Source organism: Blastococcus goldschmidtiae, assembly GCF_031845325.1.
GTDB lineage: Bacteria > Actinomycetota > Actinomycetes > Mycobacteriales > Geodermatophilaceae > Blastococcus > Blastococcus goldschmidtiae.
On the sequence record NZ_JAVREI010000001.1, the window covers coordinates 480838 to 507198 of the forward strand.

21 protein-coding genes are annotated in these 26361 nt (G+C 73.5%); 7 read left to right on the forward strand and 14 right to left on the reverse strand.

The window, feature by feature from the left end; genetic code table 11:
• Positions 1–76 precede the first annotated feature (76 nt).
• Complete coding sequence (locus RM425_RS02410) at positions 77–2746, forward strand: putative bifunctional diguanylate cyclase/phosphodiesterase (protein ID WP_311343585.1); 2670 nt, start codon at positions 77–79, stop codon at positions 2744–2746.
• A gap of 295 nt (positions 2747–3041) precedes the next feature.
• Positions 3042–3659, forward strand: a complete 618-nt coding sequence (locus tag RM425_RS02415) for a hypothetical protein (protein WP_311343586.1) — start codon at positions 3042–3044, stop codon at positions 3657–3659.
• 10 nt (positions 3660–3669) lie between these two features.
• On the opposite strand, the gene RM425_RS02420 is transcribed toward RM425_RS02415, so the two are convergent.
• Genes RM425_RS02420 through RM425_RS02435 form a run of 4 tightly spaced genes read right to left on the reverse strand, consistent with a single transcriptional unit; the run spans position 3670 to position 7682 of the window.
• Positions 3670–4317 carry a phosphatase PAP2 family protein gene (locus RM425_RS02420; RefSeq protein WP_311343587.1) on the reverse strand — a complete coding sequence of 216 codons (648 nt, stop codon included), beginning with the start codon at positions 4315–4317 and terminating at the stop codon, positions 3670–3672.
• A 7-nt stretch (positions 4318–4324) separates the two neighbouring features.
• Positions 4325–5404, reverse strand: coding sequence for a lysylphosphatidylglycerol synthase transmembrane domain-containing protein (locus tag RM425_RS02425; protein ID WP_311343588.1), 1080 nt, complete (start codon positions 5402–5404; stop codon positions 4325–4327).
• Complete coding sequence (locus RM425_RS02430) at positions 5401–5970, reverse strand: hypothetical protein (RefSeq protein WP_311343589.1); 570 nt, start codon at positions 5968–5970, stop codon at positions 5401–5403. Before RM425_RS02430 ends, RM425_RS02425 begins: the two co-directional genes overlap by 4 nt.
• Positions 5967–7682, reverse strand: coding sequence for a phosphatase PAP2 family protein (locus tag RM425_RS02435; RefSeq protein ID WP_311343590.1), 1716 nt, complete (start codon positions 7680–7682; stop codon positions 5967–5969). The genes RM425_RS02430 and RM425_RS02435 overlap by 4 nt, the downstream gene beginning before the upstream one ends.
• Before the next feature lie 97 nt (positions 7683–7779).
• Between RM425_RS02435 and RM425_RS02440 the strand changes: the two genes are divergently transcribed.
• Positions 7780–8670, forward strand: a complete 891-nt coding sequence (locus RM425_RS02440; RefSeq protein WP_311343591.1) for an ABC transporter substrate-binding protein — start codon at positions 7780–7782, stop codon at positions 8668–8670.
• A gap of 7 nt (positions 8671–8677) precedes the next feature.
• Here RM425_RS02440 and phaZ read toward each other — a convergent pair whose 3' ends face one another.
• The 3 genes from phaZ to RM425_RS02455 all read right to left on the reverse strand — a co-directional run bounded on the left by phaZ (position 8678) and on the right by RM425_RS02455 (position 12565).
• The gene (gene phaZ, locus RM425_RS02445; RefSeq protein ID WP_311343592.1) at positions 8678–9502 is read right to left on the reverse strand and encodes a poly(3-hydroxyalkanoate) depolymerase; all 825 of its coding nucleotides are present in this window, start codon (positions 9500–9502) and stop codon (positions 8678–8680) included.
• Entirely contained in the window at positions 9486–11180 is a 1695-nt protein-coding gene (locus RM425_RS02450; RefSeq protein WP_311343593.1) for a PHA/PHB synthase family protein, read from the reverse strand. Before RM425_RS02450 ends, phaZ begins: the two co-directional genes overlap by 17 nt.
• Positions 11181–11383: 203 nt before the next feature.
• On the reverse strand, positions 11384–12565 hold the full coding sequence (locus tag RM425_RS02455) for an acyl-CoA dehydrogenase family protein (RefSeq protein ID WP_311343594.1): 1182 nt from the start codon (positions 12563–12565) through the stop codon (positions 11384–11386).
• A 131-nt stretch (positions 12566–12696) separates the two neighbouring features.
• On the opposite strand from RM425_RS02455, the gene RM425_RS02460 reads away from it, so the two are divergent.
• Both RM425_RS02460 and RM425_RS02465 read left to right on the forward strand, forming a co-directional pair.
• Complete coding sequence (locus RM425_RS02460) at positions 12697–12882, forward strand: hypothetical protein (RefSeq protein ID WP_311343595.1); 186 nt, start codon at positions 12697–12699, stop codon at positions 12880–12882.
• A 19-nt stretch (positions 12883–12901) separates the two neighbouring features.
• Complete coding sequence (locus RM425_RS02465; protein WP_311343596.1) at positions 12902–13402, forward strand: hemerythrin domain-containing protein; 501 nt, start codon at positions 12902–12904, stop codon at positions 13400–13402.
• A gap of 463 nt (positions 13403–13865) precedes the next feature.
• On the opposite strand, the gene RM425_RS02470 is transcribed toward RM425_RS02465, so the two are convergent.
• Both RM425_RS02470 and RM425_RS02475 read right to left on the reverse strand, forming a co-directional pair.
• Positions 13866–14885: a YihY/virulence factor BrkB family protein gene (locus RM425_RS02470; RefSeq protein ID WP_311343597.1), complete on the reverse strand. Its 1020-nt coding sequence runs from the start codon at positions 14883–14885 to the stop codon at positions 13866–13868.
• A gap of 106 nt (positions 14886–14991) precedes the next feature.
• Positions 14992–16497, reverse strand: a complete 1506-nt coding sequence (locus RM425_RS02475) for an MFS transporter (RefSeq protein ID WP_311343598.1) — start codon at positions 16495–16497, stop codon at positions 14992–14994.
• Between the two features lie 205 nt (positions 16498–16702).
• On the opposite strand from RM425_RS02475, the gene RM425_RS02480 reads away from it, so the two are divergent.
• A complete protein-coding gene (locus RM425_RS02480; RefSeq protein WP_311343599.1) occupies positions 16703–16870 on the forward strand; it encodes a hypothetical protein in 168 nt (55 codons plus the stop codon).
• A 142-nt stretch (positions 16871–17012) separates the two neighbouring features.
• Here the strand turns inward: RM425_RS02480 and RM425_RS02485 are convergent, their stop codons facing one another.
• From RM425_RS02485 to RM425_RS02500, 4 genes are all read right to left on the reverse strand, one after another.
• Entirely contained in the window at positions 17013–18809 is a 1797-nt protein-coding gene (locus tag RM425_RS02485) for an acyl-CoA dehydrogenase (RefSeq protein WP_311343600.1), read from the reverse strand.
• 52 nt (positions 18810–18861) lie between these two features.
• The gene (locus tag RM425_RS02490) at positions 18862–20619 is read right to left on the reverse strand and encodes an MDR family MFS transporter (RefSeq protein ID WP_311343601.1); all 1758 of its coding nucleotides are present in this window, start codon (positions 20617–20619) and stop codon (positions 18862–18864) included.
• Positions 20616–21095 carry a MarR family winged helix-turn-helix transcriptional regulator gene (locus tag RM425_RS02495; RefSeq protein WP_311343602.1) on the reverse strand — a complete coding sequence of 160 codons (480 nt, stop codon included), beginning with the start codon at positions 21093–21095 and terminating at the stop codon, positions 20616–20618. Before RM425_RS02495 ends, RM425_RS02490 begins: the two co-directional genes overlap by 4 nt.
• A gap of 128 nt (positions 21096–21223) precedes the next feature.
• Positions 21224–21811 carry a hypothetical protein gene (locus tag RM425_RS02500; RefSeq protein WP_311343603.1) on the reverse strand — a complete coding sequence of 196 codons (588 nt, stop codon included), beginning with the start codon at positions 21809–21811 and terminating at the stop codon, positions 21224–21226.
• A gap of 167 nt (positions 21812–21978) precedes the next feature.
• On the opposite strand from RM425_RS02500, the gene hrpA reads away from it, so the two are divergent.
• A complete protein-coding gene (gene hrpA, locus RM425_RS02505; RefSeq protein ID WP_311343604.1) occupies positions 21979–25917 on the forward strand; it encodes an ATP-dependent RNA helicase HrpA in 3939 nt (1312 codons plus the stop codon).
• A 12-nt stretch (positions 25918–25929) separates the two neighbouring features.
• Here the strand turns inward: hrpA and RM425_RS02510 are convergent, their stop codons facing one another.
• Positions 25930–26307 carry a hypothetical protein gene (locus RM425_RS02510; protein WP_311343605.1) on the reverse strand — a complete coding sequence of 126 codons (378 nt, stop codon included), beginning with the start codon at positions 26305–26307 and terminating at the stop codon, positions 25930–25932.
• Positions 26308–26361 lie beyond the last annotated feature (54 nt).

Genomic DNA, 26361 nt, shown 5'->3' on the forward strand with positions numbered 1-26361 from the left:
CTCTCCGAGGAGTACATCCTCCCAACGGGGTGGGTGCAGTTCTCAAGAGGTGGCGGGCCGGGCCCGATACGGAACTGTGCGATTCCTCCGGACGACAGCGCGCGGCCGCCGGCGCGGTGCGCCGCTCTGGCGGTACCTGACCGCCCTCGTGCTGCTCCCGCTCGTCGGCGTCGTCGTCCTGGCCACCGCCGCGGCACAGGCGCGTGAGGACGAGGCCGCGGGTGCGGCTCGTGCCGAGGAGGCCATGCGCATCGTGTCGCTCCTGGACGCGGCCCGCAGCGGGGTGGAGCAGGAGCTGATCCCGGTCCTGTCGCTGAAGGTCATCGGGAACCCGGTGCTCGCCTCGTCCCTCGGCATCCCCGAGCACCTGATCGAGATGCAGCGCTCGACCGCATCCGCGGACGCCGCGCGCTTCGCCCGGCGGACCGACGACGCCCTGGCACAGCTCCCCGCCGGCTCGGTCGGCGCCGCCGCCGCGGGGCGCGCCGCGGTGGACCTGGAGGAACTGCGGAACGGCGGCGTCGCGGAGACCGCGGAGATCGAGGACGTGTACCTCCGTTTCCTGGCCGTCTCCACCGACCTCATGACCGCGCAGGAGGCGGCGGCGGCCGCCGCCACGTCCGAGGGCGTCCCCGGCGCCACGCTGCGCGCCATCCGCGACGTGCAGACCGTCGCGCGGCTGGCCCACAACGCGAGCCGGCAGATGCCGATGTACCTGGGCTCCATGTTCGTCTCGAGCGGCGACAGCATCATCGGGTCGCGCACGGCCTGGCAGACGTCCTGGCTCGACTACGCGGACGCCCAGCGGCAGATGGACGGGCTCTCGCAGGACTCCCTCCGCGCCGCGTGGGAGGACCTCCGGGCGGAGGACGCCATGGAGAAGGTCGACGAGCTGCTCGCCGCGGGTCTCGCCGACACGGGCACCCCGCCGACGCTCGGGGACCTGATCACGCTGATCACGGCAGGCCAGACACGCGGCACCCTGCTCGCCGAGCTCGTGGGCACGGCGGTGGACGAGGCCCAGGAGCTCATGGCCGCCGACCGGGCGCGCGCCAACGACCGCCTGCAGCTGGTCCTCGTCCTCGGTGCCGGTCTGCTCGCCGGTTCGCTGCTGGGGGCCCTGCTCCTCGGCCGCAGCGTCGCGCGGGCGCTGCGGCTGCTCGCCGGGCAGGCCACCGAGATCAGCCGCGGATCCCTGGTGGAGGTCGAGGTGGCCGGACCCCGCGAGGTGCGCACGGTCTCGCGCGCCCTCGGCTCCGCCGTCGCCGGGCTCCGCCGCATCCAGGACCAGGCACAGGCCGTCGCGCGCGGCGACCTGGACGACGCCCTGCTCGACCAGCCGCTGCCCGGCCCGCTCGGCGAGGTCGTGCACGCGTCGGTCAAGGAGATCGTGCACTCGGTACGCCAGCGCGAGGAGCTGCAGTTCGCCCTGGCCCACCAGGCGACGCACGACGCGCTCACCGAGCTGCCCAACCGCGCCCAGGCGGTCACGCTCGTGACCGGGGCACTGCACCGCGGCCGGCGCTCCGGGGCGATGACCGGCCTGCTCTTCGTGGACCTCGACGGCTTCAAGGCCGTCAACGACGGACACGGCCACGCGGCCGGTGACGAGGTGCTGCGCGAGGTGGCCCGCCGGCTCGTCTCCGCCGTCCGACCGGGGGACGTCGTCTGCCGGCTCGGGGGCGACGAGTTCGTCGTCCTCGTGGAGTCCGTGCACAGCGAGCACGACCTGCTGGAGCTGGCCCACCGCCTGATCGCCGCGGTCAGCGAGCCGATCGTGGCGGGGCGCGCCGGCGTCCGGATCGGCGCCAGCATCGGCGTGGCGATCAGCCGGGACGGCGGTACCGACGCCGATGCGCTGTTCGCCGAGGCCGACACCGCCGCCTACCGCGCCAAGGCGCACGGCCGGGGCCGCGCCGAGCTGTTCGACGAGACGCTGCGCCTGCAGCTCCACCAGCGCGCCGAGCTGGAGGCCGCCATCGCCTCCGGCCTGGTGAACGGCGAGATGCAGGTGGCCTACCAGCCCGTGATCGACGTCGCCACGGACCGGCTCATGGGCTACGAGGCGCTCATCCGCTGGGAGCGGCCCGGTGTCGGCCTGGTGCCCCCGGACGAGTTCATCCCCGTGGCCGAGGGCTCACGCCTCATCGGCGACGTCGACCGCTGGATGCTGCACGAGGCGACCCGCCAGCTGGCCCAGTGGCGGGCCGAGTGCCCCGCCGCGCCGGGCGAACCCCACCCGACGATCGCGGTGAACATCTCCGGCCGGCACCTCGCCGACCAGCGGGTGATCACCGACGTCGCCGACGCGCTCGCCGCGTCCGGGCTGCCGGCCGAGCTGCTCGTCCTGGAGGTCACCGAGACGGTGCTGGTCGACGACCCGCTCGCCTACGACCACCTCACCGAGCTGCGCTCCATGGGGGTCGGCATCGCCATCGACGACTTCGGCACGGGCTACACCTCCATCGGGCAGCTGCGGAACATGCCCGTGGACACCCTCAAGATCGACCGGAGCTTCGTCGCGTCCACCGAGCCCGCCCACCGTGAGCTCGTGGCACTGATGATCCGGGCGGCGCACACCTTCGGGCTGACCGTCGTCGCGGAGGGCGTGGAGGAGCCCGCCCAGCTGGCGCGGCTCAAGGCGCAGGAGTGCGACCAGGCGCAGGGCTACCTGCTCTACCGCCCGATGCGTGCTCCCGAGGCCGGCGCACTGCTCCGTACGACGGAGGCTGCCGGCTCGGTGTGAGCCCCGCGGACCGGCGGCCGGAGCCGCGTGTCCCGGGGTGACCGGCCCGTCGTCCTGCGGGAACACGCCCGGGGACGGCGTCTCCTGTCGACTTGTGGTCCCCGCGGGCGGTGGGTCAGCGGCCCCGGCGGCGGCCTCCGCAACGATCCGGACACGCGAGTCCCGGAACGCGCCCGTGAAGCGTCCGCGCGCGGTCGCCGGCGCCTACCTTCCTCCCATCGCGCCGCCACGGCCGGCGACGCGGTGCCCGCCTCTCTTCCCCCGGGGCGGGACCTCCATGGATGGATGGATCGCAATGAGTGTCATGGGTGGTCTGCCGGGCAGTTCTGTCGTCGTCGACACGGGCGTCGAGGGCTGGTGGCTCGTCGACGGGAGCGAGGACGCGCCCGGTCGGGTGCTCGCGGGCCCGTTCCCCGATCGCGCCGCGGCCGGCTGGTCGAGCACGGCCCTCGCGGACGGCGCCGCCGCGCGTCCGGCCTACGGCGTCCGCCGGGCCGACGGCTCGCTGCGCCGGCGCCCGTCGCCGCAGGAGTGGGCGTGGCTGGACCACCTCACCGCGCAGCTCGACCGGCTGCCCGACGAGTGGGCCCCCCTGCTCGCGGAGGAGGACCCGCTGACCACGCTCCTGGTCGAGGTGACCGCGGCGCTGAGCGAGGCCGGTCTGCCGGTGCACGACGCCACCGGGGCCGATGGGGCGCTGGGCGGCGCCTGCCTCACCCCGACGCCGGACCTCGACGGCGTCGTCGTCGCGTGGCGCCAGCACGACCGGATGAGCCTGGACCAGGTGCACGGCGCCACGGCCGACTCCGCCGTGCAGCAGGCCATGAACCGGGCACTGGCCGAGGTGCTCGCCGTCCGTGGCCTGGCGCCGGAGGCCTGGGGCGGGGCCGTCGTCGTCCGCCGGGAGGGCTGAGGCGGGTCGCTCACCGCACCGGTGGCACGCGCTGCGCCCGCTCGCGCACGGCCATCAGCAGCGCCGGGAAGCCCAGCGCGAGGCCGGCACCCAGCAGCGCGCCGGCCACGGTGTCCGAGAGCCAGTGCGCCCGGAGGTAGACCCGGGACAGCGCCATCACCGCACCGAACACCGCCGCGCGTACCTCCCAGCGCCAGCGCGAGGGACCGGGGGAGGCGAGCACGAGCACCAGGCCGACGGCGGTGACCGTGCCCGCGATGGCGTGCCCGGAGGGGAACGAGGCGGCCGTGGTCTCGATCAGCGCGCCGGGTGGGCGCGGCCGGTCGACGGCGGCCTTGCCCGGCCCGATGAACAGCTCGCTGGTGACGACGGCGAGGGCGAAGGCGGCCAGCCGCAGCCAGTGCCGGCGCCAGGCGATGAGCACCAGCGCCGCGACGCGCAGCGGCCAGTTGACGTACGTGCTGCCCAGCACGGACAACGCCTCCGCGATCGCCGTCGCCGGCCCGTTCTGCAGGTCCCCGGCCCAGCGCCAGACGGCGTCGTCGACCGCCTGCACCGCCGGCCGGGTGGCCGGGACCACCACGAGGGCGCCGACCACCACGGCACCGGCCAGCAGGGTGCCGCTGACCACCAGGCCCCGGCGCGCATCGACCAGCATCAGCGGCTCACACCGACTCGGGCACCAGCCGCGTGCGCGGCGCGGTGTTGGCCTCGCGCCGCCACGAACGGTTGCGGCGCCAGAACACGTAGGTGCCCACGCCGATCGGGATGGGCAGGACGTAGGTCAGCGCGCGGAAGACCAGGACGGCGGCGGCGACCAGCGCTCGCGGGCCACCCGCCGCAGCCAGTCCGGTGATCAGCGCCAACTCGACGACCCCCAGGCCGCCCGGGGTGAACGGGACGGCGGTCAGGAGCCGGGCGAAGGCGAAGACCGTCAGCGCCTCCACCGCGCTCACCTGGCCGCCGTCCACCCCGACGAAGCGCAGCGCGAGCAGGAGCACGAGGAACAGCGACAGGTGGCTGACCAGGGTGGCGAGCGTGATCCAGGGCCAGCGGGCCCGCAGCAGCAGCGCCGTCCGGTCGCGGAACTTCGCCGTGGCCCGGTCCCAGCCGGTCACCGGGCCGCGGCCGAACGGGCCGCACAGCGCCGTGGCGATCCGGCCGGCGGCCGAGCCGAGCCGCTCGGCACCCTCCCGGCTGCGCAGCAGCGCCCCCAGCAGGACGACGGCGAGGACCAGCACGCCCAGCCCGGCGAGGCCGGCGCCGATCCGGCCGGCCGACGGGGGAGCGCCGAGCGCCAGCAGCGCGAGGGCGAGCACGGGCAGGCCCAGCTTGGCGAAGTTGTTCCACAGCCCTGACACCAGCAGCGCCACCGAGGTGCGGGACCGGGAGAAGCCCCACGACGAGTTCATCGCGTAGGTCAGGCCGAGCGAGACGGCGGCGCCGCCGAGCACGGTGTTGGAGACCGCCGTCGTCGCCTGGGTGGAGACCAGCGCCTGCCGCAGGGTCAGCCCCGGCGTGGCCGCGACCATGACGAACTGGTACGTCGCCAGGTTCCACGCCGCGGCGAGGGCGAGGAGGGTCACCTCCCGCCACGTCATGCCGCGCACCGACGTCCAGACGTCGGCGAGGCTGGTGAACTGGGGCAGGAACCAGACGAACACCGCCGCCACCAGGGCCAGCGATAGCACGCCGCCCACGAGCCGGCGGCCGCGCGGGCGCCGGGGGACCGGGGCGGCGGTCATGAGCCGAGCTCGAGCCGGCCGTCGGTCTGCTCGTGGACGGCGGCGCGGACGGCGTCCCGCGGGACCGCGCCGATGCCCTGGGTGGCGAAGCCCAGCGGCTCGGCCCGGTTCTCGCCCGCGAGCCGGAACAGCATGCTGATGCACCCGCCGTCGAAGACGTAGATGCGGGTGCCCACGTACTGAGGGAACACCTGGGTGACGCGCTCCCAGCGCTGCATCGCCTCGCGGTCGCTGGGGATCCGGGTCGCGCCCGTGGTGTCGCAGCCCTCGTCGAGGCGGATCTCCACGGCGCGTGCCCCGTCGCGGTCGGAGTCCAGCCAGAAGTGGGCCTCCTCGTCGGTCACCTCGAGGCCGGAGACGTCCCAGCCCAGGGGGATGGTCTCCAGGCACGGCACCCAGGCGGCCGACGGCACCGACTGGGCCAGCAGCACGACGCCGTTGGCCGGGGTGCCCTCGTCGCCCTCGCGGCAGGCGAGCACCTCCGAGTCCAGCAGCACCGGCCGCACGCAGCCGGGGAGCAGCAGCAGGGCGAGGGCCGCCAGGACCGGGCCCGGGCGGACCCTCACAGCGGCGACCCGAGCAGGCCGACGGTGACGACGGCGGCGACGCCGGCCACCACGACGGTGACGACGGTCAGCCCGAACCGCCGCCAGGTCCACCGCTGGATGTGCACCGGGGGCAGCTGGAAGGGCAGCAGCCGCAGGACGTCGGCGTGCAGATCCCGCCCCTGCTGGCGCAGCATCCGGCGCAGCTGCGTGGGCATGGTCAGCCCGCGGGTGGCCGCGAACGCCTCGGCGATCTCCTCGTCGGTGAACTGCCGCCGGGCCCGGGCGTAGACCTGTGCGGCGTCCGTGCGCAGGGCCAGGACCAGCATCATGTTGGCCAGGTCGACCGCCTGCCGCCACGGGCTGGGTCGCACCTCGGCGAAGGCGGAGTCGATGAGGAACAGGTCTCCGTCGCGCACCAGCAGGTTGGCGGGCTTGATGTCGCGGTGGGCCATGCCGATGTCCCACATCCGCCGCACCGCGGCCAGGCCCTGGTCGATGATCCGGTCGTCGATCTCCGCGTCGCCGGCCTCTTGCGCGCCGGCGATGAACTCGGTGACCAGCAGGTATTCGCGTTCGGGGGTGATCTCCACGATGCCGAGCGGATGCGGCACGGGCAGCGAGGCCTCCCAGAACAGCCGGAGGATGTAGTCCTCGTACTGCACCAGCCGGCGCACGCTGTGGAACGGCTTCTCGTCCTCGAGCCGGCCGTAGAGCAGGGTGCGGCCGAGCTTGTACCAGCGATCCGAACGCACGTGGGTGATCGCGTACAGCTTGCCGAACACGCAGCTCTCGCCCTCGCCGGAGGACGGGTGCGCCTTGACGGTGATCTTCAACGGCGTCGACCCGCCCGAGCCGGCCAGGCCGAACGGCGTGACGTCGGTGGCGAGCAGCCCCAGCTGGTCCTGCAGCGCGCGCACGATCGCGTCCCCTCGCTCCCCGGAGACGTCCAGGTGCGCCGGCCGCCCGCGGCTGTACCGCACCGGGTACACGGAGTTCGGCGTGAGCAGCCGGAACGCGGCCAGCGGGGCGGCCACGCCGAGCACGACGCCGGCGACGATGCCCGACGGATGGTCCTGGGCCAGGTAGAGCCGGGACAGCGCGGTGACGACGAGCAGACCGCAGACCACCCACTTGCCGATCGTGCGCGTGCGGCCGGGCGGGACCAGCGCGTACACGGTGCTGACCAGGAACGCGGCCAGCACGGTCATGGGCAGCGAGGGCATCGAGAAGCCCGACCAGGACCCCAGGAGCTCGACCTCGAACGGGCGCGGGCGCTGCAGCGTCGTCGCCATCACCGCGGCGACGTTCACCACGACCAGGACGACGCCGAACCAGACGAACAGGTGCCGCCAGCGGCGGAACGCCACGAGCAGCACCAGGTTGGCCAGCCACATGGCGTGCAGCGCCCGCTCGGTGGCCAGCAGGCCGACCGCCTGCGCGACGTCGGTGGCGAGGGGGGAGCGCAGCTCCGCGAACGCCTGGAGGACCCGGGTGTCGGCGACGTCGAAGTAGCGGATGGTGCCGGTGACGATGACGACCGCCCAGGCGAGCAGCACCGCGCCGCTGAGCGCCAGCCACCACTTGCCGGAGGTGCGCAGCTGCCGGGGCAGCGCGGGTGGCTCGCCCGACGGGCGGCGACGGCGGCGGACGCGCGCGATGGCCGGCGGTCCCGGCCGGACGGCCGGGCCCGTCGTGCCCGCGGTCGGCAGCGCCTGCGGCACGGACGCCATGCCGGGGAATGGTGCCCCCCGCGCGGCGTCGCGACCATCCCCTTTCGTCCCGCCCGCGTTCTACCGTTGCCCGTCCCCACGGGGCGGAGGTGACACGGTGCGTGCTCGGGGCGCGGTCCTGGTGGTGCTGCTCCTGCTCGCCGGCTGCACCGGAGGCGCCGGACCGGCCCCGGCGCCCGTCGACTCCGTCCGGTTCGCCTCCTACGACTTCCCCGAGAACCAGATCCTGGTGGAGGTCTACGCCGAGGCGGTGCGCCGCGCAGGGATCCCGGTCTCGGTGCAGCACGGCATCGGCACCCGGGAGGTCGTCTCACCCGCGCTGCAGCAGGGCGTCGTCGACGTCGTCGTCGACTACCTGGGGACGGCGCTGGCCTTCGCCCGGCCGGAGTTCCCCCGCCCGCCGGTCGTGCCCGAGGAGATGCACGCGGTGCTCAGCCGCACCATGGGCGGGCGCGGGGTCGACGTCCTCGCGCCGGCCGCGGCCGAGGACCAGAACGGTTTCGTCGTCACCCGGGCCTTCGCGGCCGAGCACCACGTCCGCACGCTGTCGGAGCTGGCCCCGCTCGCTCCCGGCCTCGTCTTCGGCGGCCCGCCCGAGTGCCCCCACCGACCCTTCTGCCTGCTCGGGCTGGAGCAGGTCTACGGAGTCCGGTTCGCCGACGTGCTCGCCATGCCCACGCGGGCGGCCACGCTCGAGGCGCTGCTGTCCGGGCAGGTGGACGTCGGCATGCTCGAGACCACCGACGCCCGGCTGGCCGTGGCCCCCGTGGTGCTGCTGGAGGACGACCGCGCCCTGCAACCGCGGGAGAACGTCGTGCCGATGGTGCGGGCCGAGGCGGCGGATCGCTGGGGGGACCGGCTGCGGAAGGCGCTGGACGAGACCAGTGCCCGGCTCACGACCGACGACCTCGTCCAGCTCAACCGCGCCGTGGAGCTCGACGGCCGGTCGGTGGCGGAGGCCGCGGCGCTCTGGTGGGACGCCCAGTGACCGCGCCTCAGCCGTCGAGGAAGCCGTCCACGACGGGGGCCAGCTCCGCGGCCTCGGTGACCAGCGCGATGTGCCCACCGCGGTAGAGGTGCAGGCGGGCGTCGGGGAGCAGGCGGGTCATCAGGCGGGCGTTGACCGCGGGCACGATCGGGTCGTCGTCGCCGGCCAGGATCAGCGTGGGCTGCCGGATCAGCCGCAGGAACGGCAGGCTGCTCCAGCCGGTGCTCGCGGCCAGCTGGTAGTAGTAACCGCGGCGCGGGCCCAGACGGGTCTCGGCGTGCAGCACCCGCGCCGCGCGCTCCGGTTCGCTGCGCATCGTGCCGCCGTAGATGTCACCGGCGATGCGCCGCGCGTACTCGGGGTCGCGGTGCCGCCGGGGCGTGAGCATGCGGCCGAGCACCCGGGGGTGCGCCGGCACCATCAGGGCACCGGTGCCGGTCGCGGCGAGCACCAGCCGGCGGCACCGGCGGCGGTGCTGGACGGCGAAGTGCTGCGCGAGCCCGCCGCCCCAGCTCAGGCCGAGGACGTCGACGGCGCGCGTGAAGCCGAGACGGTCGAGCAGGCCGGTCACGACGGGGCCGAACGTCGCCAGGTTGTACGGGACGACGGGAGGCGGCGACCCGCCCACGCCGGGGACGTCGAACCGGACCACGGTGCGCCGGCGGTCCAGCGCGTCGACGAAGGGCTGGAGGACCTCGAGGCTCGCGCCGATCCCGTTCATCAGCAGCAGCGGCGGGACGTCGGTGTCGGTCCCGGGCCGGACCGACGTCCGCAGCGTCCGCCCGCCGGCGGTGATCGTCCGGACCCGCTCGCCGCTACTTGTCGAAGACATAGGTGCCCGGCGCGTCCCCCAGCACCTCCAGCGCCCCGCCGAGCTCGGTGGGTGCCGGCACCTGCCCGCCGCACCGGTCGCCGAGCCAGGCGGTGAAGTCCGGCCACCAGGAGCCCTTCTCCGTGCGGGCCGCCGCCAGCCACTCCTCCGGGTCCGCCGGCGTCCGGCCGGCGACCTGGAAGGTGGACTTCGGGTTCCCCGGCGGGTTCACCAGCGAGGCGATGTGCCCGCTGGTGGAGAGGATGAAGCGGCTCTCCCCGCCCAGCAGCTGGGTGCTGCGATAGCAGGCCTGCCACGGGCAGAGGTGGTCGGCGATTCCCGCCGTGACGTAGGTGTCCACGGTGACCGAGGACAGGTCGACCGGGGTGCCCAGCATGGTCGCCGCACCCGCCTCGGTCAGCGCGTTGCCCAGCGCGACGTCGATGAAGTCGCGGTGCAGACCGGCGCTCATCCGGGTCGTGTCGGCGTTCCAGAACAGGATGTCGAAGTTCGGGGGCGGCTTGCCCTGCAGGTAGTTGTTGACCCAGTAGTTCCAGATCAGGTCGTTGGGTCGCAGCCAGGCGAACACCTCGGCCAGCTGTGCGCCGTCCAGGTAGCCCTTCTGCCGTGACCGCTCGGTCGCCGCCCGGACCGACTCCTCGTCCATCAGCGCCGAGACGGTGCCCGCGCGCGCCCAGTCGAGGACGGTGACGGCGAAGCTGGCCGCGCTCACCCGGTCCTGGCGACCCTGTGCGGCCAGATGGGCCAGCACCATGGCGGTGATGATCCCGCCGGAGCAGAACGCCTGCAGCGCCACCCGCTCGCTGCCGGAGGACTGCTCCACCGCGTCCATCGCGTCGAGCAGCGCCTGCCCGTAGGTGTCCAGGTCCCAGTCCGCGTGCCGCTCGTCGGGGTTGCGCCAGGAGATCATGAAGACCTGCTGGCCGGCGGCCAGGTAGTGCTCGACGATGCTGCGGCCGGGCGCGAGGTCGGTGATGTAGTACTTGTTGATCGTCGGCGGGACGATCACCAGCGGTACCTCGCGGACGGTGTCCGTCGTCGGCCGGTAGCGGATCAGCTCGAACACGTCGGTGCGGAACACCACCACGCCCGGGGTGACCGCGAGGTCCTCCCCGACGGTGAAGGCGTCCGGCTCCACCATCGAGGGCACCCGTGGCGGCGCCGCGAGGTCGGTGGCCATGCGCCGGAGCCCCTGGACCACGTTCTTCCCGCCGGTGTCGATCAGCGCCTTCCAGCCCAGCGGGTTCAGCACGGGCACGTTCGACGGGGCCAGGGCGTCGACCAGGTTGGTCGCGGTGAACCGGATCCGCTCGTCGTCCTGCCAGTCCAGGTCGGCGTCCTCGATCAGCTCCCAGGTGGTCCGCGCGGTGGCCAGGTGGGTCTGCATGGCCCGCCGCAGCAGCGGGTTGCCCGACCAGGCGGGATCGGCGAACCGCTTGTCCTTGCGGCCCGGCGCGAGCTCCGACCGGCCCAGGGTGATCAGGCTGAGTTCCCGGGCCAGCTCCCCGGTCCGCCGCGCGAGTGTGCCGGGCTGCCGCGCGAGGGCCGCGCCGAACCGCAGCGCGGTGCCGGCCGGGGGCACCATCCGGCGCAACGGGCCGCGCGCGGCGTCGACCAGGACCATGTCCAGGCCGAGCGCCCCCTCTGCGGCGGCTTCGGGAACGTCCGGCTGGGCCATCGGATCTCCTCGCGGCAGGGGTGACTGGCCTCACTGAAGCACACCTGACGCGGCCTGGCAGCGGGGCTGACCGGACGATCACCGTCCGACTCCGCGCCCCGTAGAAGGACCCCACTGCCCCCCACCGCTCGCACGCTCGCGGCGGGACCCTGCAGTGCGGCCACCGGCGCTCGTCCCTCGCTGCGATGCTCCCGCGGCGATCGTCAGACGATCGCACTGGTGCCGGTCACCGCCCGGCCGACGATCAGCGTGTTCACCTCGCGAGTGCCCTCGTAGGAGTAGATCGCCTCGGCGTCGGCGGCGAACCGGGCGACGTGGTTCTCCAGCAGGATCCCGTTCCCGCCCATCAGCTCGCGGGCGTAGCCGACCGTCTCGCGCATCCGCATGGTGCAGAAGGCCTTGGCCAGCGACGCCTGTTCGTCGGTCATCGTGTCGGCGTCCTGCAGCTGGGAGAGCCGCGCGCACATGGCGGCCGAGGCGGTGATGTTGCCCAGCATCCGCACCAGCAGGTCCTGCACCAGCTGGAACTCCGCGATCGGCTGTCCGAACTGCTCGCGCTCCGTGGCATAGCGCAGCGCGTGCTCGTAGGCGCCGCGCGAGCAGCCGACCGACGACCAGGCGACGCCGGCGCGGGTCATCCTCAGCACCTTCGCCGTGTCGCGGAAGCTGCGGGCGTCCTGGAGCCGGTTCGCCTCGGGCACGCGCACGTCCTCGAGCGTGATCAGCGCGTTCTGCACGACCCGCAGCGCGATCTTGTCCTTGAGGTCGACCGTGGAGTAGCCGGGCGTCCCCTTCTCGACGACGAAGCCGAGGACGTCGTCGGTCTCCTCGTCCTTGGCCCAGATGATGATCAGGTCGGCGAAGCTGGCGTTCCCGATCCACTTCTTCTCGCCGTCGAGCACCCAGGTGTCGCCCTCCCGCCGGCAGGTGGTCTGCGCGCCACGGGCGATGTCGGAGCCGGCCTCCGGTTCGGTGAGACCGAACGCGCCGATCAGCTCCATGCGGGCCATCGCCGGCAGCCAGCGCTGCTTCTGCTCCTCGGAGCCGCACAGGTAGATCGAGCCCATGGCCAGCCCGCCGTGCACGCCCATGAAGGTCGAGATCGAGGCGTCCCCGCGGGAGAGCTCCATGGCGAGCATGCCGTCGAACAGCGACGAGCGGCCCGGACAGCCGTAGCCGGAGTACGGGTTGCCGGCGATGCCGAGCTCGGCCAGGCCCGGGATCAGTTCGTGCGGGAACTCCGCGCGGGTCCAGTAGTCGTTGATGACCGGCTCGACGTGGGTGTCCATGAATGCGCGCACCCGGTGCAGCAGCGCACGCTCGTCGTCGGGCAGCAGCGCCTCCAGGTCGTAGAAGTCCGAGGTCTCCGGAGGGCGCTCGCTCATGGGCTGGGTCTCCCTGCAGTCGAAAGGAACTCGTCAGCCCCTACCCGGGCGGGATCGCCCGCAACGTGACGAATGCCGGTGCACCCGTTCGGGCAAGGAGTCCCGATCCGACGTCCCCGAGGAGTGCGACCGTGAGATCCATCGCCGACCAGACCGACGACGAGCTCGGCGGGCAGGGCAGCGTGCTGGCCCGCCAGCGACGCGACCACGTCGAGCTCGACCGCCTGCTGCACCAGCTCGACGGGGCCACCGGCACCGCCCAGGAGGAGGTGCTCGGCCGGATCGACCGGCTGGTGTTCAGCCACGCCAACGCCTGAGGAAACCGTCCTCTGGCCGGTGATCCGGCGGGTCCTGCCCGACGGCGACGCGCTGACGCGTCAGGTGGAGGAGGAGCACCAGGAGGTCAACGAGCTCGTCACCGTCCTGGAGCGGGACGGCCTGGACCACCCCGAGCGGCCGGCGCGGCTGCGGCGGCTGACCGAGGTGCTGCGTGAGGACGTCCGCGACGAGGAGGACGTGCTGTTCCCCCGCCTCCAGCAGGAGCTCGATCCGGCCGAGCTGCTTTCCCTGGGGCGGCGCTGGGAGGTCATGCGCCGCATCTCGCCCACCCGGCCGCATCCGACGGTGTCCCGTCGTCCCCCGGGCAACGCGCTGTCCGGGCTCCTGCTGTCGCTGATCGACCGGACCCGGGACGTGGTCGCCGCCGGCGTGCGCCGCGCGCCGGACCGGTTCGTCCCGGCCGGCCGTGCGCTGAGTCAGGGCCTGGCCGGGCTCGCCGGCCTGGTCGAGCGGATCCCGCTGTCCCGCCGGGGTGACGAGCCGCCGACGAGCCGGTAGCCGTCCCGCCATCTGCGGGGAAGAAGGGCTTCCCGAGGGCGTTGGGACGCCTTCTTCCCCGCAGTTGCGCCCGGTCCCGCGCCGACGCCACAGACAGGAGCGTGGCCCGACGCACGAAGGCCCCCCTCCCGGGAACCGCCTGTTCGGCCAGGTCACGCGTCTGCGCGAATAGGCCGCGCCGCAGCGCGCGCCGACGACCCGCCCGGCAGAACGCACGACGCGCGAGCTCGTGCCAAAGCCCGACACGCCGACATGGGCCCACTCCCCGAGGAGCCGGCACACGCCGCGCCACCCTGACCGCCCCGGCGCGCCACCACACGCAGGCACGAGCGTGGCCCCGGTCCGACTGGACCGGGGCCACGCTGCGTCACATGTGGCGTGCGCCTTTCGTGCGCCGTGTACCCACACCAAGAGCCGCACAGGCGGCAACCGGGAGGGGGCCGCTGTCGTGCCGGACGACGGATCAGGTCGTCTGCTTGTCCTTGGGGTCGTCGCGCGCGTCGAGCTGGATCTCCTTGTCCGCCCGCGGCACGCCGTCCTTCAGCTCCTTCGTGCGCTCCACCTCGGCGTCGAGCTCGATGCCGAACAGCAGCGACACGTTGATCAGCCAGAACCAGATCAGGAAGATGACGACCCCGGCCAGCGCCCCGTAGGTGGCGTTGTAGCTGCCGAAGTTGGCCACGTAGAAGGCGAACAGCGCCGACGCCACGACAGCGACCAGGATGGCCACCCCGGCGCCCGGGCTCGCGAACTTGAAGCCGCGCAGCTTCACGTTCGGCGTCGAGTAGTAGAGCACCGCGATCATCAGCGCGAGGAGGACGAGGATCACCGGCCACTTCGCCCAGGTCCAGACGGTCAGGACGGTGTCACCGAGGCCGATGGCCTGCCCGACCGCGTCGACCACCGGGCCGCTGAGCACCAGCATCGCCAGGATGAGCGCGGCGAACAGGATGCCGATCAGGGTGATCAGCAGCTGCAGCGGCTTGAGCTTCCAGATCTTGCGCCCCTCGGGCGTCTCGTAGACGACGTTGGCGGCCCGGGTGAAGGCCCCGACGTAGCCCGACGCCGTCCAGATGGCGCCGACGAGACCGAGGACCAGGGCGAAGCCGGCCGCGCCCGAGTTGCCCGCGATCTGCTGGATGACCGGGTCGATGGTCTCGGCGGCGTCCGCCGGGACCACCTCGGTCAGCGCGTCGGTGAGCTGCTGCGGGTCGGTCAGCAGGCCGACGATGGAGACCAGGGCGGTGAGCGCGGGGAAGAGCGCCAGCACGCCGTAGTAGGTGAGCGCGGCGGCCCAGTCGGTGAGGTTGTCCTCGCTGAACTCCTTGGCGGTGCGCTTGAGCGTGCCGCCGGTGGTCGGCGACGGGTCGGCGCCGGTGGGCGCGTAGTCGGCGCGCGTACCGCTGACGTTGTCGTCCTCGGGGGCGGGGTCGCCGCCGGCGGACGTGCTCGCCCGGCTGGACGAGCCGGTGGGACGGGTCATGGAGTCCTCCGGGTCGGGGGAAGGCGCGGAGCCTCGATCGGGCACGTGGATGCCCCGGACCGTCCCGTTCCATGCTCCGCCCGGGCGCGGCGTTGCGAAAGGGAGATCAGCGCACGCCGGACACCGTGGACCACTCACCGGCCCCGGCCGTGGCCTCCTCGACCTCGCCCGTCGGGTCCTGCTGCCGCGAGCGGGTGGCACGGCGGTCCCCCGCGAGCCCGAGCAGGGCGGCGGCGAGGATCGCGACCGAGACCCCGATGCCGATGGCGCCCACCAGCGTGAAGGCGATGTTCCGGGGCAGGCCCGACCCGGGATCGAGGTGCGCGGCGATGAGGGTGACCGTCAGCGCGCTGCCGAGGGCCTGGCCGACCGAGCGGGCGATGGAGTTGACGGCGTTGGCCACCCCCGTCTCGTCCTCGTGCACCGCCTGCACGATGAGGGAGGGCAGCGCGGCGTAGGTGATGGTGACGGCCACCTGGGTCAGCAGCCCGGCGCCGATCACCGCCCACGGCTCGCTGCGGACCCAGGTCAGCAGCGCGAACCCGGCCAGGCCGAAGGTCCACCCCACGACCAGGGTCGGCAGCCCCCCGAAGCGGGTGACCACGGAGCCGGCGAAGGGGGCCAGGACGATGCCGACGACCCCGCCGGGGAGCAGGTACACGACGGTCGCCACGAGCACCGAGGCCCCGAAGCCGTACCCCGTGACCTCCGGCGGGCTCTGCACGTACTGCAGGACGGCGAGGAACGAGGCGAACATCGCCACGCCGGCCAGCAGGCCGACCACGTTGGGGATGATCGTGCGCCGGTCGGCGAGCATCGCGGGCCGGATCAGCGGCTCGGCGCTCCGCCGCTGCTGCACCATCCACGCGCTCAGGACCGCGACTGATCCGGCCAGGCAGCCGAGGGCCGCCGGTGAGGACCAGCCCCAGGAGTTGCCCTGCGAGACGAACAGCAGCAGGAGACTCAGGCCGAGGCCGAGGACGGCGGCGCCCAGCCAGTCCACCCCGCCCGAGCTGGTCGCCGAGCGGCGGGGGAGCAGGCGCAGGCACAGCCCGAACGCCACGACGGTGATGGCCAGCCCGATCCAGAACGGCCGGCGGTAGTCGGCGTCGTCACCGGCGAGCAGCCCGGTCGCGACCAGCCCGGCCACGCCCCCGACGCCCAGGGTGCTGCTGACCACGGACATGGCGACGCCGAGCCGGCGTTCGGGCAGCTCGCGGCGCAGCACGCTGATGGACAGCGGGAACAGCCCGTAGGACGCGCCCTGGAGCACGCGGGCCAGCAGCAGCAGGGGCAGGGACTCCGTCGTGATCGCCAGCACGGTGCCCGCCGCGACCGTTCCCAGGATGCCGAGGATGACGGGGCGCTCGCCCTTGAGGTCACCCAGTCGGCCCAGCACCGGCGTGAGCACCGTGGCGGCGAGCAGGTTCGCGGTCAGAACCCAGCCGGCCGCGCTGGGGGAGACGTCGAGCTGCTCGGCGATCCGGTCGAGGACCGGGACCACGAGGCTCTGCAGCAGCGAGAGGGTCGTGACGACGAGGGAGAGCGCGACCACGAGCAGCACCGCGGCGGCCGTACCGCCCCGGACAGCGGGCTGCGCGCGGTCGGACACCCGTCGATCAGACCACGGCCACCGGGCGCGCCGTCCCCGGATCCGGGGCCGTCGGCAACCGCTGGGCATGACGCTGATCACACCCCGTCAGGTGAAGTGCGCGACTCGACGATTGAGACGGGGAAGGACGGGGGACAGAGGCCATCGAAGACGTGCCGCCGTCCGTGACCCGACGGCGGGTTTCGATGCTTGGGGAGATACAAGAATGGTGATGTGGCCGGCCGTGACGCTGATCGGCTTCCTGGTCCTGACGGCCCTGGTGATCGCGATGGGCATCCAGTCCACCGCCCGGTACGAGCGCGAGCGCGCCGAGCGCACCTCCGGTGCCCGGCACGCCACCGCGGAACCCGTGGGCGCGGCGCAGGCCGCCTGACGCCGACGACGGACCTCGAACGCCCCGCCCGCTCCCTCGTGGAGCAGGCGGGGCGTCGGTATGTCCGGACCCTTCCTGTCGGACGGCCCCCGGCAGGGTCCCGCGGCGAGCGTGCGAGTCGCGGGGGGCCGGGGGTCCTTGGTCAGAGCACGTCGGCAGGGGTGTCCAGCACCGTCCGGTCCAGCGACCCGAGCAGGTCGAACTGCGCGCCCGTACGCGGCAGCTCCCAGCGCCAGAAGTAGCGGGCGGCGGCGCGCTTGCCGTCGTAGAAGGCGCCGGTGCCGCCGCCGGTGGCCAGCGCCTGGTCCAGCCACAGCCAGGCGACGACGACGTGCCCGGCGGCCTCCAGGTAGACGTGCGAGTTGGCCAGCGCGAGGTCGGGATCGCCGGTGCCCCACAGCGTGGCGGTGACCGCGACCAGCCGGGCGACGGCGGCGTCCAGGTCGGCGGCGAAGCCGGCCCACTCCGTGCCGGCGGCGCGGCTCGTCGTGGCCCCGATGGTCTCCGCGAGCAGGGCGAGCCCGGCACCGTCCTGCAGCACCACCTTGCGGCCGAGCAGGTCCAGGGACTGGATGCCCTGGGTCCCCTCGTGGATCGGGTTGAGCCGGTTGTCCCGGTAGAACTGCTCGACCGGGTAGTCGCGGGTGTAGCCGTACCCGCCGTGCACCTGGATGGCCAGGTCGTTGGCGGCCAGCCCCCACTGCGACGGCCAGGCCTTGGCGACCGGGGTCAGCGTGTCGAGCAGCAGGTGCGCGCGGTCCCGCTCGTCGGCGCTCCCGGCCGTCTGCTCCTCGTCGACCAGGCGCGCGCAGTACAGGCCCAGCGCCAGCCCGCCCTCGGCGTAGCTCTTGGCGGCCAGCAGCATCCGGCGGACGTCGGGGTGCTCGATGATCGGCGTCATGGGGGAGGCAGGGTCCTTGGCGCCGGCGGGGCGGCCCTGCGTGCGGGTGCGCGCGTACTCCAGCGCGTGCAGGTAACCGGTGCTGCCCAGCGCCGACGCGCCCATCCCGACGCCGATCCGCGCCTCGTTCATCATGTGGAACATGTAGGTGAGGCCGCGGTTCTCCTCGCCCACGAGGTAGCCGACCGCGCCACCGCGCCCGCCCGGGGTGTGCACGCCCTCGCCGAAGTTCAACAGCGTGTTCGTCGTCCCGCGGTAGCCCATCTTGTGGTTGAGCCCGGCCAGGACGACGTCGTTGCGGTTCCCCAGCGAGCCGTCGGGCTCCACCAGGAACTTGGGGACGACGAACAGCGAGATGCCCTTCACGCCGGCCGGACCGCCGGGGACCTTCGCCAACACCAGGTGGACAATGTTCTCGGTCAGCTCGTGGTCCCCGCCGGAGATCCACATCTTGTTGCCGGTGAGCCGGTAGGTGCCGTCGTCCTGGCGCTCGGCCTTCGTGGTGATGTCGGCCAGCGAGGAGCCGGCCTGAGGCTCCGACAGCGCCATCGTGCCGAACCAGCGGCCCTCGACCATCGGGGCGACGAACGTGTCGATCTGCTCCCGGCTGCCGTGCGTCAGCAGGAGACGGGCGTTGGCCATGGTGAGGAACGGATAGGCCGACGTGCCGATGTTGGCCGCCTGGAACCAGGCCAGCACCGCCTGACCGACCGTGTGCGGCAGCTGCATGCCGCCGAACGCCTCGTCGAACGAGCCGGCCATCAGCCCGGTCCCGGCGAAGACCGCCAGCGCCCGGCCGACCTCGGGGACCAGCTCCACCCGGCCGTCGACCATCCGCGGCTCGTTCTCGTCGGCCGTGCGGTTGTGGGGGGCGAAGTGCTCGGTGGCGACCTGCTGGGCCAGGTCGAGCACCGCGTCGAAGGTGTCCCGCGAGTGCTCGGTGAAGCGCGGCCGCTTCGTCAGGGACTCGACGTCCAGCCATTCGTGCAGCAGGAAGTCCAGGTCGCGGCGGGACAGGATCGTCGACGAGGTGGCCATGACGCCCAGTGTCCCCGTCCCCGTCGGCCCGCCGTCCTCAGCGCTGGGGCGGTCAGCGCGACGGGTCGTCCCCGGGCCGGCCCACCGGGGGCGGGACCGACGTCGGCGCGGCGGCGCCGACCGCCTCCACGGCCTCCTCGGCCGGGTCGCCGGGATCGCTCGTCGCCGTGCCGGCCGCCTCGCCCTGACGGGCCTGGATGCCGGACTTGTCGCTGAGCGGCAGCTCCGGGAGGAAGAGGAACACGAAGAACCCGATCGCCACGATCCCGGCCGCGATGAGGAACACCAGGTCGATCGAGGCGGTGAAGCCCTCGCGGAACGGCGTCACCAGCAGCGGGAACTCCGCGATGCGGGTGGTGTCGGACGTGACCTCCTCCAGGCCCGCCCGCTGGAGCTGCAGCGCCTGCTGGGCGGCCGCGGGATCGTTCGCCGCCGCCTCGGTGATCCGGTCGCCGATCTCCTGGGGGAGCCGGGTGAACAGCAGCGACAGGAACGCCGCCGCGCCGATGGTGCCGCCCATCTGCCGGAAGAACGTGACCGACGACGTCGCCACGCCCATCTCCCGTGGGGAGACGGCGTTCTGCACGGCGAGGATGACCGGCTGGAAGTTGAAGCCCAGGCCCAGACCCAGCATGACCATGAAGGGCACCAGGGCCCACACCGAGGTGTCGACGCCGACGACGAACGACATGGACACCAGCGCGACCACCATCAGCGCGATGCCGACCAGCGGGAACACCTTGTACCTGCCGGTCTTCGAGATCGCGATGCCCGAGCTCATGGCCCCGGTCATGATCCCGAGGACCAGGGGGACCATCTGGAGCCCGGCGACGGTGGCGCTGGAGCCCTGCACGATCTGCAGGTACTGGGGCAGGAGGAGCAGCCCGCCGAACATGCCGGCGCCCATCACGACCGACCCGATGCCGCTGACGGTGAAGCTCCGGTTGCGGAAGAGCCGCAGCGGCAGCAGCGCGTCGTCGCGGTAGGCCCGCTCGGCCAGCACGAAGAGGGCGAAGCCGACCGCCCCGATGGCGTAGCAGAGCACCGCCCGCCCGGAGGTCCAGCCCCAGATCCGGCCCTGCTCGGCCACCACGAGCAGCGGCACCAGGAAGGTGATCAGCGCGAGCGCCCCGGGCCAGTCGATGCGGTGCTCGCGGCGCTCGTGCGGCAGGTGCAGCACCCGCCAGACCGCGACGAAGGCGAGCGCGCCCAGCGGCACGTTGACGTAGAAGATCCAGCGCCAGCCGTCGATGCCCAGCAGCGAGGCCTGGCCGGCGAAGGAACCGCCGATGACCGGCCCCAGCACGCTGGAGGTGCCGAAGACGGCCATGAAGTAGCCCTGGTACCTCGACCGCTGCCGCGGGGGGACGATGTCCCCGATGATCGCCAGCGCCAGCGACATCAGCCCACCGGCGCCGATGCCCTGCACCGCCCGGAAGGCCGCCAGCTGGTACATCGTGCCGGCCATGCCGCAGAGGATCGAGCCGATGATGAAGACGCCGATCGCGAACAGGTAGAACGGCCGGCGACCGTAGATGTCGGAGAGCTTCCCGTACAGCGGCGTGGCGATCGTCGAGGTGATGAGGAACGCCGTCGTCGCCCAGGCCTGCAGGTCGTAGCCCTGCAGGTCGTCGGCGATGGTCCGGATCGCGGTGGAGACGACCGTCTGGTCCAGGGCGGCCAGGAACATCGCCACCATCAGCCCGGCGAGGATCGTGACGATCTGGCGGTGGGTGAATGCGCCGTCGGCGTCGGGCGCCGCGGCGCTGCGCCGCCGGGCCCCCCGCTCGGCCGCGGTGGACTGGCTCATCTGAGATCTCCCGGAGTGGGGGTGGAGGGCGCCGCGTCGGCCGGGAGGGCAGCGGCGAAGTCGTCGAGAAAGCGGTTGAACAGGCCGGTGAACACGGTGAGGTCCGCCTCGTCCCAGTCGGCGGTGATGCGGGAGAGCATCGCCGTCTGCTCCCGGCGCATCGCCGCCAGCGCGGCGAGCCCGGCATCGGTCACCACCAGGCGGGTGGCCCGGCCGTCGGCCGGGTCGGCCACGCGCCGCGCGAGGCCCTCCCCCACGAGGACTGCGACGTGCCGGCTGACGGTCGAGGGATCGGCCCGGAGCTCGTCGGCGAGGGCGCCCTGCCGGAGAGGGCCGAGGCGGGTCAGCGGGTACAGCAGCACCAGGGCGGCCCGGTCGTGGCCCTCGGGACCGGCGAGCTGGCTCTTCAGGACGTTCGCGAGCCGCATGAACCGGGGTAGCTGCTCGGAGAGCACCACGACCTCGCGGGGCTGCACGGCTGCTGCACCGTCGGGGAGGGACACAGGACTCCAGGGACGAGAGGTACAGGTGCACTCTACAACCTGTTGCAGAACACAATCGTCGCCGGGAACGGTCGAACAGCACGTCGGTGCGTGACCGTGGATCAGTCGACGGGGCTGATCTCCTCGGCCCGGACGTAGTAGTCGCCGGGCTGGATGTCCGGGGCTTCCGCGAACAACGCCAGCTCGGAGAGCAGCGCCTGGTCGACCTGCGCGAGGGTCCCGCTGAAGCTGATCTGCTCGCCCGCCCGGAGGTCCGACGGGAGCCCGCCCCCGCCGGCGGACCCGGTCAGTCGGACCAGGATGTTCTGGCTCGCGTCCCGGCCCGCGAGGAAGGCGTCGTCGGCGACGACCGCGACCACGAAGACGGTGTCGGCCTCCACGGTCCGGCCGACCGACGCGGCCAGATCGGTCGAGGGGTCGAACAGGCCCCTGCCGTCGACCAGGAACGTGCCGCCCACCGGCGTGGCGGCGTCCGCGGTCGACTCGGCGTCATCGCCGGCGGGGTCGCTGGTCTCCTCGATCGCCGTGGAGGCGCCGGGATCGACGTCGTCGCCGTCCCCGTCCATGGCAGCGACGAGCCACCAGACGAGCAGTCCCGCGAGGAGGGTGGCGAGCAGCAGCCACGGCCACAGGGTGCGCTTGTCGTGCTCGCCCGCCGCGGTGGCGCCGGTCGTACGTGGTGCGGTCACGGGGAAGTCCTCACGCTGGGGCGCAACGGTCCGAGGTCTCCTGCCCCATCCGGGCCGTGGTGTTCGTCCCGTGGCGGCAACGTCATGGGAACGACACGGGGCAGCAGTGGGACCCTGGGGTTCTGGACCACCACACGCATCGCGCCGAGAGGAACCCCAGACCGCCCGTGAACGCCCCCACCGACGACGAGCGGGCACGGCTCCCGGCGCTCACCCTGGCCGACGAGCACCGGCTGCGCCGCCGCCTGGACGGGCTGCGGAAGACCCGGGACCCCGCGGCACGGGAGCGGCAGCGCGAGCGGATCGCCGCCGACATCGAGGCCGCCGAGGAGCGCATCGCCCGCCGGCGGGCCGCCGTCCCGGCGATCTCCTACCCGGAGGACCTCCCGGTCAGCGCGCGCCGCGACGACATCGCCGCCGCCCTGCGCGACGCCCAGGTCGTCGTCGTCGCCGGCGAGACCGGCTCGGGCAAGACGACGCAGCTGCCCAAGATCGCCCTCGAGCTGGGCCGCGGCGTGCGCGGCCGGATCGGGCACACCCAGCCGCGCCGGATCGCCGCGCGCAGCGTCGCCGAGCGGATCGCCGAGGAGCTGGACACCCCGCTGGGCGAGGCCGTCGGCTACAAGATGCGGTTCAACGACCAGGTGGGCGATGCCACGCTGGTCAAGCTCATGACCGACGGCGTCCTGCTGGCCGAGATCCAGCGCGACCGGCTGCTGCGCCAGTACGACACGATCATCCTCGACGAGGCCCACGAGCGGAGCCTCAACATCGACTTCCTGCTGGGCTACCTGGCGCAGATCCTGCCCCGGCGCCCGGACCTGAAGCTGGTCATCACCTCGGCGACGATCGACGTCGAGCGGGTGGCCGCCCACTTCGCCGGGGCCCCGATCGTCGAGGTGAGCGGCCGCACCTACCCGGTGCAGGTGCGCTACCGCCCCGTCGTCGACCCCGACGATCCGGAGGCGGACGAGGACCGCGACCAGGTCAGCGCGATCCTCGACGCCGTCGACGAGCTGACCGCCGAGGGCCCCGGCGACATCCTGGTCTTCCTGGCCGGGGAGCGGGAGATCCGCGACACCCAGGACGCGCTCGCGGAGCGGGGACTGCCGAACACGGAGGTCGTCCCGCTCTACTCCCGGCTGTCGGCCGCCGACCAGCACAAGGTCTTCGCCCCGCACACCGGGCGGCGGATCGTGCTGGCCACCAACGTCGCCGAGACGTCCCTGACCGTCCCGGGCATCCGCTACGTGATCGACCCGGGCAGCGCGCGGATCTCCCGGTACAGCCATCGCACCAAGGTGCAGCGGCTGCCGATCGAGCCGGTCAGCCAGGCCTCGGCGCGGCAGCGCTCGGGCCGGTGCGGCCGGCTGGGGCCCGGCATCGCCATCCGGCTGTACACCGAGGCCGACTTCGAGGCGCGGCCCGAGTTCACCGACCCCGAGATCCTGCGCACCAACCTGGCCTCGGTGCTGCTCCAGATGGCCGCCCTCGACCTCGGCCCGGTCGAGGAGTTCCCGTTCGTCGACCCGCCGGACCGGCGCGCCGTCGCCGACGGGCTGGCCCTGCTGGAGGAGCTGGGGGCGCTCGACGCCCACGGCGCCCTGACCCCGACCGGCCGGTCGCTGGCGGCGCTGCCGCTGGACCCGCGCATCGCCCGCATGGTGGTCGAGGCCGACCGCCGCGGGGTGCTGGAGGAGGTCCTCGTCATCGCCGCGGGGCTCACCATCCAGGACCCGCGCGAGCGGCCCACGGAGCACCAGCAGGCCGCCGACGAGACGCACCGTCGCTTCGCCGACGAGAACTCCGACTTCCTCGCGCTGCTCAACCTGTGGCGCTACCTGGAGGAGCAGGCCGAGGCCCTGTCGGGCAACCAGTTCCGGCGCACCGTCAAGCGCGAGTTCCTGCACTACCTGCGCATCCGCGAGTGGCAGGACCTGCACGGCCAGCTCCGCGGGACCGCACGACGGCTCGGGATGAACCTGGGCGAGGCCGCGACCGAGCCGGACGAGCGCGGCATCACGGCGTCCCTGCTGGCCGGCCTGCTGTCGCAGGTCGGATTGCAGGTGGAGCCGGTCAAGGGGCGGGACGGCAAGCCGGGGCGGCCCGGACGGGAGTACCTGGGCACCCGCAACACCCGGTTCGTGCTCGCGCCCGGCACGCCGCTGGCCAGGAAACCGCCGCGCTGGGTGGTCGCCGCGGAGCTGGTGGAGACCAGCCGGCTCTTCGCGCGCACGGTCGCGCGGATCGACCCCGAGACGGTGGAGAAGCTCGCCGACCACCTGGTCAAGCGGCAGTACTCCGAGCCTCGCTGGGACGCCAAGCGGGGCTCCGTCGTCGCCACCGAGCGGGTCACCCTCTACGGCCTGCCGCTGGTCGTCGGCCGGCGGGTGCAGTACGGCTCGATCGACCCCGAGGTGAGCCGGGAGCTGTTCATCCGGCACGCGCTGGTGCAGGGCGAGTGGACGACGCACCACCGTTTCTGGGCCGACAACGCCCGCGCCATCGAGCGGGTCGCCCAGCTGGAGGAGCGCGCCCGCCGGCGGGACATCGCCGTCGACGACGAGACGCTGTTCGAGCTCTACGACGCCCGCATCCCCGCCGACGTCGTCTCGACCCGGCACTTCGACCGCTGGTGGAAGTCCGCCTCGCGACAGACGCCGGACCTGCTCGCCTTCACGCCGGAGATGCTGACCAACGCCGCGGCGGCCGGTCAGGTGCGGGTGGAGGACTTCCCGGACGAGGTGCCCTTGACGGAGGGGCTCACGCTGCCGCTGTCCTACGCGTTCGCCCCGGGAGCGGCGGAGGACGGCGTCACCGTCGACGTGCCGCTGGGCGTCCTGGACGCCGTCGCCCACCGGACGTCGGGGGAGTCGCTCGCGTTCACCGTCCCGGGGCTGCGCGAGGAGCTGGTGACCGCGCTGCTGCGCACCCTGCCCAAGCAGCAGCGCCGCGCGCTCGTGCCGATCCCCGACCGGGTCCGGCAGGTGCTGCCGCACATCGATCCGGGTGAGCCGCTGCTGCCGGCGCTGGAGCGCGAGCTGCGGCGGGCGGCGGGCGTCGTCGTCCCGCCCGACGCGTGGCAGCCCGCGCAGGTGCCCGACCACCTGCGCGCCACGTTCCGGGTGCTCGACGACCAGCAGCGCCCGCTGGCCACCGGCAAGGACCTCGCCGCGCTCAAGGCGCAGGTGGCCCCGCAGGCGCGGGCCACGCTGGCCGCCGCGGCGGCCAGCGTCGAGCGCAGCCGGATGATCACCTGGGACGTGGGCACGCTGCCCCGGACGGTCCAGGTGCGCCGTGGCGACCACCTGGTCACCGCCTATCCCGCGCTCGTCGACGAAGGGGAGACGGTCGGTGTCCGCGTCGTCCCCACCGAGGTGGAGGCCACCCGGCTCACCTGGCGGGGGGCGCGGCGGCTGCTGGTGCTCGTCGCCGGTTCACCCACCAGGCAGGTGGTGAAGAGCCTCGGCCCGCGCACCAGGCTGGCGCTGCAGTTCAACCCGGACGGCGAGATTCCCGCCCTGGTCGACGACTGCGTGGACGCCGCCGCGGTGGAGCTGATCGCCGCGGCCGGTGGCCCACCGCGGGACCAGGCCGCTTTCGACGCGCTGGTCGCGACGGCGAAGCGGGAGCTGCACCCGCTCACGGTCGACACGGTCCAGAAGGTGGAAGCGGTCCTCACCCAGGCGCGGGAGGTCGCGGTCGCGATCGGGGCGGCGCCCGGACGGCGGGTGCCCGAGGCGGCGGTCGCCGACCTCCGTCGGCAGATGACCGGCCTGCTGCACCGCGGTTTCGTCGCTGCGGCCGGCCGACGGCGGCTGCCCGATCTCGTCCGCTACCTGCGGGCGATGGCCCACCGGCTGGAGAAGCTGCCCGCCAACGCCATCCGGGACGAGCTGTGGACGGCGCAGCTGGCGGGGGTGCTCGCCGAGTACGAACAGCTGCGCGCCCAGGTCCCCTCGACCGGGGCGCCCGACGACCCGGTGACGCGGGTGCGCTGGATGATCGAGGAGTTGCGGGTCGGGCTGTTCGCCCAGGGCATCGGTACGCCGCGCCCGATCAGCGAGCAACGCGTCTACAAGGCGATCGACGCGCTCATCGCCTGACGGCTCGCCGCCTCACTCCGCCCGGTTCCGCGGCTCCGGTTCCCGCAGCAGCGCCGAGATGCGCTGCCGGGTCACGCCGAACAGGGCGGCGATCCGGTTGATGCTGATCTGCTCCGCCTGCAGCGCGGCGGCCTGCTCGCGTCGCCAGGTGTGCCCGGCCGCGGAGAGCGACGCGAGCACGGTGGAGATCCGCTCGACGATGAGGGGGCGGGGTTCGCTGGTCACGATCTCCAGCCAGGGTTCGCCTCTCTGCCGGCGCCGGAGGAGGGTCTCGGCCCGGGCTCGCGACTGGACCAGTTCGTCCACGCACCGGTCGAGCTCGGTGAGCAGGTCCGTCAGGGCCTGTTCGGCCACGTCAGGGGACGAGGTGGAACCGGCATCGTCGCTCATGGCCTTCCCTTTCCGCGCGGGACCGGTTGCACACTACCAAAGCGAAGGGGGGTT